Origin of the sequence: Dyella nitratireducens, from assembly GCF_014642835.1 — a bacterium.
In the GTDB taxonomy this organism is placed as follows: domain Bacteria; phylum Pseudomonadota; class Gammaproteobacteria; order Xanthomonadales; family Rhodanobacteraceae; genus Dyella_B; species Dyella_B nitratireducens.
The window spans coordinates 1108505-1123323 of record NZ_BMJA01000001.1 but is presented as its reverse complement, the minus strand read 5'-3'; the positions used below and the strand labels follow the sequence as shown (position 1 = coordinate 1123323).

At 60.8% G+C, this 14819-nt stretch carries 16 protein-coding genes; 10 read left to right on the top strand and 6 right to left on the bottom strand.

Going from position 1 to position 14819, the window contains the following annotated elements; all coding sequences use genetic code 11:
- Positions 1–70: 70 nt before the first annotated feature.
- From IEX75_RS05250 to rph, 5 genes are all read right to left on the bottom strand, one after another.
- Positions 71–403: a PilZ domain-containing protein gene (locus tag IEX75_RS05250; protein WP_188793168.1), complete on the bottom strand. Its 333-nt coding sequence runs from the start codon at positions 401–403 to the stop codon at positions 71–73.
- Entirely contained in the window at positions 400–2766 is a 2367-nt protein-coding gene (locus tag IEX75_RS05245) for a DUF1631 family protein (protein ID WP_188793167.1), read from the bottom strand. The genes IEX75_RS05250 and IEX75_RS05245 overlap by 4 nt, the downstream gene beginning before the upstream one ends.
- Before the next feature lie 90 nt (positions 2767–2856).
- A complete protein-coding gene (gene hemW, locus IEX75_RS05240) occupies positions 2857–4020 on the bottom strand; it encodes a radical SAM family heme chaperone HemW (protein WP_188793166.1) in 1164 nt (387 codons plus the stop codon).
- 1 nt (position 4021) lies between these two features.
- Positions 4022–4621 (bottom strand): RdgB/HAM1 family non-canonical purine NTP pyrophosphatase, encoded by a 600-nt coding sequence (gene rdgB, locus IEX75_RS05235; protein ID WP_188793165.1) that lies wholly within the window; start codon positions 4619–4621, stop codon positions 4022–4024.
- 9 nt (positions 4622–4630) lie between these two features.
- Complete coding sequence (rph, locus tag IEX75_RS05230; protein WP_188793164.1) at positions 4631–5359, bottom strand: ribonuclease PH; 729 nt, start codon at positions 5357–5359, stop codon at positions 4631–4633.
- A gap of 89 nt (positions 5360–5448) precedes the next feature.
- On the opposite strand from rph, the gene IEX75_RS05225 reads away from it, so the two are divergent.
- From IEX75_RS05225 to IEX75_RS05195, 7 genes are all read left to right on the top strand, one after another.
- A complete protein-coding gene (locus IEX75_RS05225) occupies positions 5449–6306 on the top strand; it encodes a YicC/YloC family endoribonuclease (RefSeq protein WP_188793163.1) in 858 nt (285 codons plus the stop codon).
- Positions 6303–6950, top strand: a complete 648-nt coding sequence (gene gmk, locus IEX75_RS05220; protein WP_188793162.1) for a guanylate kinase — start codon at positions 6303–6305, stop codon at positions 6948–6950. The genes IEX75_RS05225 and gmk overlap by 4 nt, the downstream gene beginning before the upstream one ends.
- Before the next feature lie 88 nt (positions 6951–7038).
- Positions 7039–7875, top strand: coding sequence for an ABC transporter ATP-binding protein (locus IEX75_RS05215; protein WP_188793161.1), 837 nt, complete (start codon positions 7039–7041; stop codon positions 7873–7875).
- Complete coding sequence (gene mlaE / locus IEX75_RS05210; RefSeq protein ID WP_188793160.1) at positions 7872–8645, top strand: lipid asymmetry maintenance ABC transporter permease subunit MlaE; 774 nt, start codon at positions 7872–7874, stop codon at positions 8643–8645. The genes IEX75_RS05215 and mlaE overlap by 4 nt, the downstream gene beginning before the upstream one ends.
- A gap of 37 nt (positions 8646–8682) precedes the next feature.
- Complete coding sequence (gene mlaD, locus IEX75_RS05205) at positions 8683–9561, top strand: outer membrane lipid asymmetry maintenance protein MlaD (protein WP_188793159.1); 879 nt, start codon at positions 8683–8685, stop codon at positions 9559–9561.
- A 23-nt stretch (positions 9562–9584) separates the two neighbouring features.
- Positions 9585–10277: an MlaC/ttg2D family ABC transporter substrate-binding protein gene (locus IEX75_RS05200; protein ID WP_188793158.1), complete on the top strand. Its 693-nt coding sequence runs from the start codon at positions 9585–9587 to the stop codon at positions 10275–10277.
- Positions 10264–10572, top strand: coding sequence for an STAS domain-containing protein (locus IEX75_RS05195; RefSeq protein WP_188793157.1), 309 nt, complete (start codon positions 10264–10266; stop codon positions 10570–10572). Before IEX75_RS05200 ends, IEX75_RS05195 begins: the two co-directional genes overlap by 14 nt.
- 108 nt (positions 10573–10680) lie before the next feature.
- Here IEX75_RS05195 and IEX75_RS05190 read toward each other — a convergent pair whose 3' ends face one another.
- Positions 10681–11544, bottom strand: a complete 864-nt coding sequence (locus tag IEX75_RS05190; protein ID WP_188793156.1) for an MlaA family lipoprotein — start codon at positions 11542–11544, stop codon at positions 10681–10683.
- 214 nt (positions 11545–11758) lie between these two features.
- Here IEX75_RS05190 and rpoZ point away from each other — a divergent pair, with 214 nt between their 5' ends.
- The 3 genes from rpoZ (at position 11759) to IEX75_RS05175 (ending at position 14789) form a co-directional block, all read left to right on the top strand.
- A complete protein-coding gene (gene rpoZ / locus IEX75_RS05185) occupies positions 11759–12049 on the top strand; it encodes a DNA-directed RNA polymerase subunit omega (RefSeq protein ID WP_188793155.1) in 291 nt (96 codons plus the stop codon).
- 115 nt (positions 12050–12164) lie between these two features.
- Positions 12165–14354, top strand: coding sequence for a RelA/SpoT family protein (locus IEX75_RS05180; RefSeq protein WP_423373320.1), 2190 nt, complete (start codon positions 12165–12167; stop codon positions 14352–14354).
- A gap of 51 nt (positions 14355–14405) precedes the next feature.
- A complete protein-coding gene (locus IEX75_RS05175; RefSeq protein WP_188793153.1) occupies positions 14406–14789 on the top strand; it encodes a RidA family protein in 384 nt (127 codons plus the stop codon).
- Positions 14790–14819 lie beyond the last annotated feature (30 nt).

Sequence of the window (14819 nt, the reverse complement as noted above, 5' to 3'; positions counted from 1 at the left end):
AGCATGAGAAAAAATCCGCACAACTGCGCGCGGAGAGCTGCATAGAGCAGTCACAACTCATGCGCTCCGATCAGGCTTGCTGTAACCACCGCTCCAGTTGCGCCGCATCGGTACTGCCAATGGCAATGATCCGATAACCAGACCAAATCTGTCCGTGCGTGGCGGCAGGTTCGTGCCATTGCTCCTGGATGCCCACCTCGATGGTCGGCATGGTGGCGTCCTGCGAAGGCAGTGGCAGGCTTACCTGATAGACAGCTTCGCTGCGCGGCGAGTGCTGGCTGATCAAGAGCATGCCGTTGCTGGAGAGATTACCCAGCTGTCCCAGCGGTTGGCCGGTGATCATGTCCGTCACGTTGACGATGTAGTTCGGCCGTTTGCGTGGTGCGCGACGCTGTTCGTTCATGACCGTGCCTCCGGCAGCAGCGGTGCAGGACGCAGCAGGCTGTTGGTCAGCGCATGCCAGGCGCGGTCGAGCAGGTTCTCCTGCTGCGGCGGCAATTCACGCACGCGACCCTCGGCAATCGCACGCGCCAGCTCTTGCAGGTTCATCACGTCGCTGCGTTGGCCGCGGCGATTCACGAACAGGCTGTTGCCCGACAGGGGTGAGAACCAGGCCAGTTTTTGCTGCATGGCGCGGCCGGTTGCCGGATCGGTGAACTCGAACCAGGTGCCGAACGGCAGTTGGCGAAGATGGTTGTGAATGCGTGCCTCACGCAGCCCGAGCGGCGGTACCACGGCAGCGTGCGTGGACGATGGCGCTTCCTCGTTGCGGTGCTCGCCCAAGCGCTGGCGCTGTTTGAGCCGAATGGCCAGATCCGTTGCACTGGGCACTTCGGTGACACGTGGAGGCGGCTGGGGCTTCGCTTCTTCCACCACCGGAGGAGCCGTTGTAGGCACTGGCGCTTGTTCGGGCTTTTTGTCGGTGACGGGTTCGGCCGCGGCGGTTGTCGGGGGTTCCAGTGGAGCAGGCAGTGGCGAAACGGTAGCAGGCATTTGCGCGCTGATCAGGCGCTGCGCAACCTGCTCGGCCTCATCTTGATGCATGCCGATTTGCTGCAAGCCGGTTTCTACTTCCTGGCGTAACGCCAATGGGTCGTTGACGGGGAATTGGCCAAGCAGCTGATCGGTGATACGCAACTGATGGAGGAAGGCTTCGCTGTGTTCGTCATGACGCAGCAAGGTCAGCGCGAGCACATCCGTCCACGCACGCTCGAGCAAGGTGCGTAGCAAACCGCGCGGCGAAGCAAGGCTGAAGCGTTCGGCCATCAATTCGTCGGCGCGCCGGCGTGCCTGCTCCAGCTTTTCACGGCCTTGCATGGCTTCCACATGGCGGCGTTCGGCTGCCTGCGATTTGCGCACCAATTGCATCAGGTGATGTTCGATATCTGCCAGCAGGCTGGTGTAGAGCCCGGCTGTCGGCGGTTCCTGCTGGGCGCGATCCACCAGGTGGCTGAGCTTGGCGAGCAGTTGTTGATCGGTTTCGCCGTTCGGTCCGTCCAGCCAAGTGTCGATGGTGTCGGCGAGCTTGCCGAGCAACTGGCGTGCTGGATGCTCCTGCTGATTGAAGAAGTCGCGATCGGCAACGGCCAGCCGCAGGAGTGGCAACTGCAGATTGCCGAGCAGGGCGCGCGCATCCGGGCCGTGGTGCAGTTGCTGCGAGAGTTGTTCGAACAGCATGGCGACCAGCTCTACCGTGTCGCCCTGTTCGGGCGTCAACTGCGTGTGCGCGGCGCCGGGTGGAACGTTGAGGTTGAGCTGGTACAGCAGCTCTTCCTGCAGGCGCTGCGCGCTACGCAGTTCGCGGCTGGTGCGGTCGGTGACCTGCACCATGTGCTGTTGCAGTGCGCCGAGTGCTGTCTGCAATTCCTCCGGCGTGGCAGTGCGTGCGCCAGCGGCTTGCGCTGAGCCGGATGCTGCCACGCGCTGCCGCGTGAGCAGATCGCGCAAGGTTTCCAGGACAGCAATCGGTTCGTTGCTGCGTTCGGCCGGATCAGCAGGCGTTGCAGGCTGCGCGGGGGTGGGACCTTGCACTGAAGCATGCGCGGGCCCATGGGTGGCACGTGCCGCGGTGAAGGCACGCAGTTGCGGCAAGATGCCGTCGGCCAGCAGCTTGGCGTTGATGCCTTCATACAGCGAAACCAGCGTGCGGCCGACACTGCTTTCGAAGACTTGCAGCAACAGCAAGCGATGCTCGAGCGGCAGATTCATCGGCTCGCTGGCGATGCGCAGGATGCGCGCCATGTTCTGCGGGCCTAATGGCAATTGCCTGCCTTCGAGCGGTGGTGTGGCTACCAGCACGGCAAGTCGATACGACAGTTCGGAAAGGATCGGGCCGTTCTGTGCCTCGCTGCGTGCCGCCAGCTTGTCGAGTGCCGCGGTCAGCTCGTGCTCGGTGCGATCGAGCAGCGTCAGCGACTGCAGGCTGAGCGACTGCGATGTTTGATCGTCATCCGTCTCGCCCAGGCACTCGAAACTTTCGCGCAACTTTGCCGAGAACGATTGAATAAATGCCGTGCGGCCGTGTTGCACGAAGTTCCGGCTATCGAAGCAACGCTGTTGTTCCAGGTGGTTGCGGGATTGCTCTGCCTGTTCGTACAGCCGCTTGTCGAAACGTTCCAGGCATAACCGCAGGGTAGGTTCTGCCCAATGATCGCAGAGTGTGCAAGCAGCTTCGATCAGTTTGCGGGCGCGCAAGGGCAATCTGCCCAGGTCGATGCGACGACCTGGGGCAGCAGACGATGGATAGACCCTCTGCTCGACGTCCATGACCAGGATTCCCCATGAGTTCCCCTGGGCCAAGTGTATGCCGGTTCCGGGGTCTCGTCATGGGTTTTGTGATGTGTATCACATTTTTGGCTATGCTAGAAAATTGCCTATCACGTCGTTGAGAAAGCGCTGGCCCAGGGGGGTGGTGCGCAAGCAATCCGGGTTGTCTTCCAGCCAGCCCTTGCGGCGACTGGCTGCGAGGGGTTCGGCGATCCGCTCTATCGGCAATCCGGTGCGCGCGGCAAATTCGCCTAGAGGTACGCCATGGATAAGGCGCAGGGCGTTGAGCATGTATTCGAACGGCAACTCATCGGCCGGCACGGTCGAGTGGCCGCCGATGCGGGCTGGCTGGCCGGTGGCTTCGAGGTAGGCGTTGGGGTGGCGGATTTTCCAGCGGCGCCATACCTCGCCGGACGCGGCATCGCTGATCTTGCCGTGAGCGCCGGCGCCGATGCCGAGGTAGTCGCCGAAACGCCAATAATTGAGGTTGTGTTCGCAGCACCGGCTGGGTCTGGCATAGGCGGACACTTCATATTGCGTATAACCGGCCTCGGCAAGCCGCGTTTCGCAGGCTTCCTGCATGGCCCAGGCAGCATCGTCGTCAGGCAGCGGCGGCGGATGTGCGGCAAACACGGTGTTGGGTTCCAGCGTGAGTTGGTAGTGAGAGATATGCGCCGGCTGCAGTGCCGCTGCGCGATCCACGTCGTTCAAAGCACCGGATAACGTCTGTTCCGGCAAGGCGTACATCAGATCGAGATTGATGTTGTGGATGCCTGCATCCTGTGCCGATTTCACTGCGGTTTCCGCTTCCGCAGAAGAATGGATGCGGCCCAGACGCTTTAGCTTGGTGTCGTCGAAACTCTGGATGCCGAAGGAAATGCGATTGACGCCCGCGGCGAGGTAGCCGTCGAAGCGTCCATGTTCAACCGTGCCTGGATTGGTTTCCAGCGTGACCTCGCAGCTATCAAGGACTTGCAGGCGCGAACGCGCGCCATCGAGAAAACGCGCAACGAGGTCGGGCGAGAACAGGCTGGGCGTGCCGCCGCCGAAGAACACGCTGATGATGGGCCGATTCTGCAGCGCACTGCCGAAGTCATGCAGATCGGCATCCAGGTCGGCGAGCAACGCATCCACGTATTGCGCGTAAGGCGGTTCGCCGCGTAGGCCATGCGAATTGAAGTCGCAATAAGGGCATTTTTTTACGCACCACGGCATGTGGACGTACAGCGCCAGCGGTGGTGCGATCAATGTCATGTCACGTGTGTAGCTCAGCGATGCGAGTGTGCAGTTTTGCCATGGCCTGTCCGCGGTGACTCAGCCTGTTTTTGACGTCGGGTTCCAGTTCGGCGGCGCTCAGTGACTGGCCATGCGGTAAAAAAAGCGGGTCATAGCCGAAGCCACGCGCGCCGCGCGGCGTGTCCAATACGCGACCATGCCAGCGGCCTTCGGCAATCAGTGGTGCGGGATCTTCGGCATGCCACAGCAATGCGAGTACGCAGATAAAGAACGCATGGCGTTGTTCTTGCGCGACGCCATCAAGTTCGCGCAGCAGGCGTGCGTTATTGGCTTCCGCGTTGCCATGTCCGCCGCTGTAGCGTGCAGAGTAGAGGCCCGGTGCGCCGCGTAGGTGGGCCACACACAATCCGGAATCATCTGCCAGCGCCGGCAAGCCGGTGATGTGCGAAGCATGACGCGCCTTGAGCAGCGCGTTTTCGACGAAACTGAGGCCGGTTTCCTCGGCATCCTCCACGCCCAGTTCAGCTTGGGGAATCACTTCGAAGTGGCTGTCGGCGAGCAAGGTGTTGAACTCGGCAAGCTTGCCGCGGTTGCTGCTGGCGAGAACGATGCGCTGCATGGCAAGCACTCAGCCCAGGTCCAATGCTGCACGCTGCAGGCCGATCAGTTCGGCGATGCCTTTTTCGGCCAGGTCCAGCATGGCGTCCATCTCGCCGCGCCGAAATGCGTGGCCTTCGGCCGTGCCTTGCACTTCGATGAAACCGCCGCCGTCGTTCATGACGACGTTCATGTCGGTATCGCAGTTGGCGTCTTCGCTGTAGTCTAGATCGAGCACCGGCTCGCCCTGATAGACGCCCACCGATACAGCGGCCACGGCACCCATGATGGGATTGCGCCGTAGGTTTTCGCGTTTCATCAATACGTTCACCGCATCGACCAGCGCAACGTAGGCACCGGTGATGGCGGCGGTACGCGTGCCGCCGTCGGCCTGGATCACATCGCAGTCCAGGGTGATCACGCGTTCACCCAATGACTGGCGATCGATGCAGGCACGCAGGCTGCGCCCGATCAGGCGCTGGATTTCCATGGTGCGCCCGCCCTGGCTGCCGCGCGTGGCTTCGCGCTGGGTGCGCGTGGAGGTGGCGCGCGGCAGCATGCCGTACTCGGCGGTGACCCAGCCCTCACCTTTGCCGCGCAGCCAGGGCGGCAGGCGATCCTCGATGCTGGCAGTACACAGCACGCGCGTATCGCCAAAGGCGATCAGCACGGAGCCTTCGGCATGGCGAGTGTAGTGGCGCTCGATGGTGACTTGGCGCAACTGATCACTGGTGCGACCGCTTGGACGGGACACTGGCATGTGTGTTCTTTGGGCAACGGGAGGCAGGACAGTTTACCATTGGCCCCTTTCATCACCCCCTCCCCATCACCTTCTCTCCAAGGTTTTCCATGATCCGCAGCATGACCGCTTATGCTTCTGCCGAAGCCCAGACCCCCGCGGGAGCTCTGACGTGCGAATTGCGCGCGGTCAATCATCGCTACCTGGAACTCAGCCCGCGGCTGCCGGAAGACATGCGTGTATTCGAATCCGCATTGCGTGAGCGGATGGCGGGCCGGTTGTCGCGCGGCAAGGTGGATGTGATCGTGCGGCGCGGTGAATCGCGTGGCGAATCGCTGCAGGTCGACAACGTACTTGTCAGCCGTTTGTCCGAACTGGCGCTCGATATGGAAGCGCGCTTCCCACGCATGCGGATCGAATTTACCGATCTGCTGCGTTTCCCGGGCGTGCTGCAACATGCGGAAGCGGATCAGGAGGCGCAGCAGGCCGCTCTGCTGGAAGTGCTCGACCGCGCCTTGGATGCGCTGACTGCCACACGCGAGCGCGAAGGGGCCAAGCTTGGCGACATCCTGCGTGAGCGTCTGGATGCGATCGAGCGCATCGTGGGTGACGTCCGTGGCTGGATGCCGGAGATCCGTGCTGCCTTGCGCACCCGGCTTGAATCACGCCTCGCCGATCTGAAGCAGCCGACCGACCCAGGTCGATTGGAACAGGAGCTGGTGTTGCAGGTGACGCGTTCCGACGTGGACGAGGAACTCGATCGGCTGAGTACGCATATCGTGGAAACGCGCCGTGTGCTCGGCTTGAAGGAACCGGTGGGTCGACGCCTGGATTTCCTGATGCAGGAGTTCAACCGCGAGGCGAATACGCTGGGTTCCAAGTCGGTCGATGCACGCACCACCAATGCGGCCGTGGAATTGAAAGTGCTGATCGAGCAGATGCGCGAACAGGTGCAGAACATCGAATGAGCACGCATACCTCTAGTGCGGGAGGCGCCGAAGGCACGCTGTTCATCGTTGCTGCGCCTTCTGGCGCCGGGAAGTCGACGTTGGTGAACGCGCTGCTCGAACGTGAGCCGAGCATCTCGCTATCGATTTCCCATACCACGCGTCCGCCGCGTCCAGGTGAGCAGTATGGACGTCACTATTACTTCGTCGAACGGGTCGAGTTCGAGCGCGAGGTCGGCGAAGGCATTTTCCTTGAGCACGCCGAAGTGCACGGTAATTTCTATGGCACTTCGCGCAAGACCGTGCAGGATTTGCTTCAGCAGGGGCGCGATGTTCTGCTGGAGATCGACTGGCAAGGAGCTGCGCAAATACGTAAGGCCAAGCCGGATGTGGTGAGCGTGTTCATCCTGCCGCCGTCACGGGCGGAGCTGGAGCGGCGGCTGCGTGGACGAGGATCGGATAGCGCGGAAGTCATCGAACGGCGGTTGCGCAATTCCCGAGGGGAGATCGCGCATGCCCACGAGTTCGATTACATCATCGTCAACGACCTGTTCGAGGACGCGTTGGACAGCCTCCAGGCCATCGTTCGGGCAGTGCGCCAGCGCAGCGCTTTGCAGTGTCAGCGTCACGAAAGCTTGATCCATGAACTTTTAACAGAAACCTGAACGTTCGCTCAGGATTACTGTACTGGTCCGGATAGCATTAGGCCCCCAGTTCAGCTAACGTTTCCACTTTGCTGCCGTCCCCCTGGCCATGATCGATACTGTCCAAGCTCAATCCGACGATCGCGCGCTGGTGCGCATCCGTGGCCTGACCACGGTGCTCAACGGCAAGGTCGTGTTCGACAAGCTGGACCTGGACATCCCGCGCGGCAAAGTTACCGCCATCATGGGCCCCAGCGGCACCGGCAAGACCACCTTGCTCAAGCACATTACCGGGCAGATGCGCGGCGACGCCGGCCAGGTCTGGGTGGCTGGAAAGAACGTGGCAGAGTTGTCGCGCGATGCTTTGTTCGAGTTGCGTGAGCGCATTGGTTACCTGTTCCAGAATTCCGCGTTGCTCACGGACTTCGATGTATTCGAAAACGTGGCGTTTCCGTTGCGCCAGCACACCAAGCTGCCCGAGGTGCTGATCCGTAATATCGTGCTCACCAAGCTGCAGGCGGTGGGCTTGCGTGGCGCGTCATCGCTGATGCCCAGCGAGCTTTCCGGCGGCATGGCGCGCCGTGTGGCGCTGGCGCGCGCGATCGTGTTCGATCCCATGCTGATTCTTTATGACGAGCCGTTCGTTGGCTTGGACCCGATCGCGCTGAACCAGGTGTTGAAGCTGATCCGTACGCTTAATGAAACGCTAGGCATTACCAGCGTGCTGGTAGCGCATGAATTGGAGGCGATCAAACAGGTCGCTGATCTGGTCTACCTGATCGCCAACGGCAAGGTGGTGGCGCAGGGTGATCCCAAGTCCATCGCTGACAACGGCTCGCCATGGACAAGCCAATTCTTTGGCGGCGAAGCGGACGGCCCGGTGCCGTTCCAGTATCCGGCCGACGATTACGCAGAGGCCCTCGGTTTCAAGCAAGGTGCTGCATGAGTGCGCGGATGGGGCATGAAAACGTCGTGATGGGATCGCTGGCTCAGATCGGCCGCTGCGGTTTGTTCCTGCTGCGCATACTTTCCGCGACACCGCGCAGCATGCGGCACCTGACGGAGACGGTGCGCCAGTTATGGTTTGTCGGTGGCTTGAGTCTCACCATCATCATGACTTGCGGACTGTTCGTAGGCATGGTGCTGGGCTTGCAGCTGTATCACGTACTGGCCATTTTTGGCGGCACCTCGGCCACTGGCTCAGTGGTAGCGCTGGCGGTGTATCGCGAGCTGGGGCCGGTAGTGACCGGGCTACTGTTCGCGGGCCGTGCCGGCACGTCGATCACGGCGGAAATTGGCCTGATGCGTGCGACCGACCAGATTGCGGCGATGGAAATGATGGCGGTGGATCCGATCGCCTATGTGGCCGTGCCGCGCTTTCTTGCTGGCCTGATCGCCATGCCGCTGCTGTGCTGCGTGTTCTGCGGGATGAGTATCTTTGGTGGTCATCTGGTCGCTGTGGATTGGCTGGGCGTCGACAACGGTACGTTCTGGTCGAACATGACTGCCAACGTGAACGTGTGGGATGACGTGATCAACGGCTTGATCTGGAAGAGCCTGGTGTTCGGTGCGGTGATATCGCTGATCGCCGTGTTCCAGGGCTACACCACGGCGCCGACCAGCGAAGGCGTGGCGTATGCCACCACGCGCACCGTGGTCGCTTCGTCGATTGCCATTCTCGCGCTGGACTTCGTGCTCACCGCTTTCTTGATGTGACGATCATGACTAATTGCTTTTTTTTGAGGACTTTGCCGTGAGCCAGAGAAAATCCTATGCCGTCGGCACCGGTCTGTTCATCGTGCTCGGTTTCGCTGCGCTGGCTTACCTTGCAACACAGACAACCTCGGTGGTCAACAGCCACCAGGGTGCGAGCTACACCGTCGATGCGCAATTCGCGAACGTGGGCCAGTTGAAAGAACGCGCACCGGTGAAGGTGGCAGGCGTGCGTGTGGGTCAAGTGGAGTCGATCACGCTGGAAGCGGGCAAGGACGTGGCAGACGTCAAGCTTTCGATTGATAAGAAATTCAATCAAATTCCCACCGACTCGACCGCGGTGATCTATACCAGCGGCTTGCTAGGCGATCAGTACGTGGGCCTGCAGTTCGGTACGGCCAAGAACTATCTGGCCAATGGCGCGCAGCTGGTGCTGACCAGGTCGACGCAACCGTTGGAGGAAATGCTGGGTAAATTCTTCGGCGCGGGCGGTGCGGCCGATGCTATCGGCGGCAGCTACAAGGTCACTGCGCACTTCACCAACATAGGCGCGCTGACGGTCGGTGCGCCGGTGAAGATGGCGGGCGTGGCCATCGGCAGTGTGTCCGACGTGAAGGCCGACCCGGTGAAGCTGGACGCCACCGTCACGATGTCCATCAACAACCGATACAACCAGATTCCCGACGACTCGGCCGCAGCGATATTCACCAGTGGTTTGATCGGTAGCCAGTATGTTGCGATCCAGCCCGGCGGCTCGCCGAATTCGCTCAAGGAAGGCGACCAGCTCGTGCTGACCCAATCGGCGATGCAGTTGGAAGATTTGATCGGCAAGTTCCTGGTCAGCGGTTCGTCCAGCGGCAGCAACAATGCCGGTGGCAACGGTAACGGTTCATCCAATCAGCCCGCCGGCAAGCATTGAGCCGGCTTTACGAGGAGTCATCCATGTTGCGTCATCTGGCCATTGCCACCGCCCTTGCTCTGGGCAGCGTCGTGATCGCCGCACCGGCTTTCGCGCAGAGTGCATCCAGCGCACAGTCGTCCAGCGCATCGTCGCCACAGGCCGTTGTGGAGGACATTACTCATCAGCTTGATACGCAGATTGCCGACCATAAGGCGGAATTGCAGAACAACAAGCCGAAGCTGGTTTCGTTGATCAACCAAATCTTCCTGCCGCACTTCGATACCGACTGGGCGTCAATCCTGGTGCTGGGCATGCATGCGCGTGAAGCGACGCCCGAACAGCGCTCGCGCTTCGCCAAGGCCTTCTACAACTCGCTGACCAATCGCTACGCGGAAGGCCTGCTCGGCTATACGAAGGGTACGGTGAAAATCCTGCCGTTCGCCGGTGACGTCAATCCGAAGTACACGGTCGTGAAGACGCAGATGAGCACCAGCGACAACAAGCCCATCGCGGTGAACTTCGTGTTCCACCAGACCGCCGATGGTCAGTGGAAGGCCTATGACATCATCATTGAAGGCATCTCCTACATCACGAACTATCGCAACCAGGTAGATGCCGAGATCAAGAAGGAAGGTCTCGACAAGCTGACCGCCGACCTGGAAACGCAGGGTGACAAGGCGTTGCAGCAGATGGATCAGGAAAACAAAGGCAATAAGCCCAATGGCGCCGACTAAATCCGGCGAGTTTCGAGTATCCACCGACGTGCCGGACACGGTTGCCGTGTCCGGCACGCTGAACTTCGCCACTGCCGTGAGTGCGCTCGCGGCGATGCGAAGCGCCTTCGCAAAGGACGATCGGCATACGCTGGACCTTGGCGGTGTAGATAGTTGCGACAGTGCTGGCTTGGCTTGTGTGCTGGCTGCGTTATCGGAAGCTGATCAGGGTGGTCGTCGTGTGACCGTAAGCCACGTGCCAGCAGGTATGCAGGCGCTTGCCCAGGTTTGTGGCGTGGATCCGCTGTTGCACTGATAGGCGTATCAAAAAACATGGACAAAAAAACGGGGCTCATGGAAGCCCCGTTTTTTGTCATGTTTGATTGAGATCCCACGAACCAGATCGGGGGATCTCAATACCAGCTTAGCCGCCGGACGGGTTACCCGAATTGTTCTGCTGCTTCTGCTTCTGTTCCCATTGCTGTTGTTCTTTCAGCAACTCAGAGGGATCGAAATTCTGATCCTGGTTGTTGGAGCCTTGGCCCTGCTGCAGCTTCAGCATCACATCTGCGGGCGGGTTGCCGTCATAGATCTTGTTCAGGCGGTTCTGGCGCCAGGCATCACGCACGAAGGCGTAGGGGTCATAGGCCGTCTGCAGGAAGCTGTCGGCATCGAGCAACTGGGCGCGCATCTGGATGAAATAGACCACTTCGGGGATGTAGTACTGGCCCCAATGGAACTGATGATTGCGCTCGAAGTAGCTGATCGGGTCAAACAGGTAGCCGTCCACCGGGTACTGCCACACGTCGCGGAAGGTGGACGGACCTAGCAGCGGGATCATCAGGAAGTCGCCCTCCGGGACACCCCAGCGGGCCAGGGTGATGCCGAAATCGGTCTCCTTGATCGGGATCTGCATTTTCGTGGCCGGATCGAAGAAGCCGGCCACGCCAACGGTCATATTGATCAGGAAGCGTCCGGTGTCGGTCATCGCGTCGCTAGGACGGGCCTGCAGCAAATTGTTGGCGATGCTGATCGGCAGCTTGATATTGGTAAAGAAGTTGCTGACCGAGGTCTGTACGGGCTTGGGCGTGACCTTGGTGTAGCCCACGGCCACCGGACGCAGCACGTGCTTGTCCAGCGCCATGTTGAAGGCGTAGCTCTTACGGTTGAACTTCTCCAGCGGGTCATCGGTACGAGGCGGAGCGATGGCGCAACCTGCCAGCAGGGCAAGCATGGCGATGGCGGGCGCGAGACGGCTTAGTGCGGCAAGACGGGGCAGGGAAGGCATCGAGAGGGAGTCCGCTGCAAAAGGTTGGGGAAATTATATGTGTACTTTCTAGTTCTATATTGTGCACGTATTGCAGCATGGTTTCGAGCTGGCGTGCGACGGCCGGGCATAATAGAGCTTGTTCGCCATGCCTGCGAGCCTGTCGCGTTGCCAGCCGGGTAACCGGTCGATAAACTACAAGGCCGTATAAGTTTTTATAGTTCAAGGATTTCCCATGGCCCGTATCACCGTGGAAGACTGCCTCGAGGTGGTCAACAACCGTTTCGAACTGGTTTTGATGGCGACCAAACGCGCTCGCCAGCTCGCTAATGGCGCCGAACCGGCCGTCAATCCCGATAACGATAAGCCCACCGTGTTGGCGCTGCGTGAAATCGCCGATCGCCGGATCGACCAGGTCACCATCGACGAGATCGACCGTGCCGAGCGCGAACGCGCAGAACGCGAGGCCCTGGAATGGGCGGCGCAGGAAGTGGACGACGATCTCTCCAAAGGCGGAGACGATTGATGGATGGCGGCGGCTGTCGACGGTGCAGTAAATGTCGAGCCGGTTGCACCGGATCGGCAAGTTTCGCGTCGCGCCCCCCTATCCTTTCTCTCAGACTTTGCAGTGAGGCGACCGCCTGAACGGGCGTCGTGACTCCATGACGACCGCGGCCACGCATCCGGATTCCCAGGATACGTCCGCATTGCCACCCTACGTGTTGGCATTGAAAGAACGCCTTGCCTACCTGCCCGAGCAGCAGGTAGCCCGTGTGGTGCGCGCCTATCAGGTAGGCGCGGTGGCGCACGAAGGGCAGACACGCAAGAGCGGCGAGCCGTACATCACCCATCCCATTGCCGTGGCCGGCATCCTGGCCGAGTTCGGCATGGATGCGGAAACCATCATCGCGGCGATCCTGCATGACACGCTGGAAGACACCGAGCTCACGCGCCCCGAATTGGCTGGTGAGTTCGGCGAGCCGGTCGCGGAATTGGTCGACGGCGTCACCAAACTGGACAAGATGCGCTTTTCCAGCCGCCAGGAGGCCGATGCGGAAAGCTTCCGCAAGATGCTTCTGGCGATGGCTCGCGATTTGCGCGTGATCCTGATCAAACTGGCCGATCGCTTGCACAACATGCGCACGCTCGGCGCAAAAGATCCTCCATCGCGCCGCCGTATCGCGCGCGAGACCTTGGAAATCTACGCCCCCATCGCACAGCGCCTTGGCATGAACAAGATCAAGGCGGAGCTGCAGGATCTGGGCTTCCGTGCGATGCATCCCGATCGCTACCGTGTCATCAGCGAACGCATCCGTGCGGCGCTAGGCAACCGCCGCGAGGCGATGAGCCGCATCGAAGGGGCACTCACCGCGCGGTTGGTTGAGGAACGCATTCCGGTGCGTGTGGTTGGGCGTATCAAGTCCCCGTGGAGCATCTACTCCAAGATGCGCAACGAGCATAAGAGCTTCGCGCAGCTCATGGACGTGTATGGTTTCCGCGTCGTAACCGACACAGCGATGAGTTGCTACATGGCGCTGGGCGTAGTGCATGCTTTGTACAAGCCGGTCGATCGCCGCTTCAAGGACTTCATCGCGATCCCCAAGGCCAACGGTTACCAATCGCTGCACACCGTCCTGCTTGGGCCGTTCGGTGCACCGATCGAAGTGCAGATCCGCACCGAGGAAATGGACTCGGTGGCTGAGCGTGGCGTGGCGGCGCATTGGGCATACAAGACGGAAAGCGGCCCTGCGAACAGTGCGCAAGCGCGTGCGCGCGAATGGCTTTCTGCATTGGCCGACAGCCAGGCGAACACACCTTCCGCGGCGGAGTTCATCGAGAACGTCAAGATCGACTTGTTCCCCGATGAAACCTATTTGTTCACGCCGCGCGGCGATATTCTCTCGCTGCCCCGCAATGCCACGGCGCTGGATTTTGCCTATGCTGTGCATACTGACGTGGGCGATCACGCGGTGGCAGCACGTGTGGACAAGAAGCTGTTGCCGCTGCGCGCACGATTGGAGTCGGGGCAACTGGTCGAGATCATCACGGCGCCTTCGGCGGTCCCCAATCCGGCCTGGCTGGAATTCGTGGTTACCGGTAAGGCGCGTACTGCAATCCGCCAATACCTGAAGCATCTCCAGCATGAGGATGCGGTGGACTTCGGTCATCGCATGCTCGATCGCGCGCTTGATGCGCTGGGCACCAGCCTGGATGCCATCCAGCCGGAGGCGCTGGAAAAATTCCTGCACAAATCCAAGCTCAAGCGACTGGAAGAGCTGCTCGCAGACATCGCACTCGGCAACCGCATGCCTGATCAGGTCGCTAGCCAGTTGGTGACATCGCGTGGCACGTCCGTACGTGGCGCACCGCTGACGCATCCCACGGAGAAGATCCATATCACTGGCGCCGAGCGCGGTGTATTGAGCTTTGCCAATTGCTGCCATCCGCTGCCGGGCGACGAGATCGTTGGCTACCTGTCACCGGGTAAGGGCATCGTCGTGCACCGCACCGAGTGCCCAAACATGGCCGAGCTGCGCAAATCCACACCCGAACGTTGCGTGGACATCGAATGGGATCGCGACGTACAGGGCGATTACCGTGCCGAGCTGCGCATCGAAGTGATCAATCGGCCCGGCGTGCTCGCCACGGTGGCGGCGGCGATCGCCGCCGCGGATTCCAACATCGAAAATGTGGAATACGTCGAGCGCGATACCTCCGCTGCCACGCTGATCTTCACCATCGAAGTGAAGAACCGTAAGCATCTGGCCGAGGTCATTCGGCGCGTGCGGCGGACGGGGGTGGTGAGTGGAGCGTATCGGTATCCGTTGTAGCGCGCCATTCTCTCGCTACACTTCCGTTTTCGCTTCGAACGGATGATCCCCATGCCCCGCACCATCATTGCCACTGACAAAGCACCAGCCGCCATTGGTCCGTACTCGCAAGCCGTACGCGCCGGCAACACTGTTTATTTCTCTGGCCAGATTCCGCTCGACCCGTCCAGCGGCATCCTGGTGGAAGGTGACATCAGCACGCAGACCCGTCGCGTGTTCGACAATCTCAAGGCTGTGGCGGAAGCCGCCGGTGGTTCGTTCGAGCAGATCGTGCGTGTGGGCATCTACGTCACCGATCTGGCTAACTTCACGGCCGTCAACGCAGTCATGAATGAATACTTCCAGCCGCCGTATCCGGCGCGTTCCACCATCGAGGTTGCTGGCCTGCCCAAGGGGGCACAGGTAGAAGTGGACGCCGTCATGGTGCTGGACTGATCCATCTGCACGCAGACTGCTGACAGCATT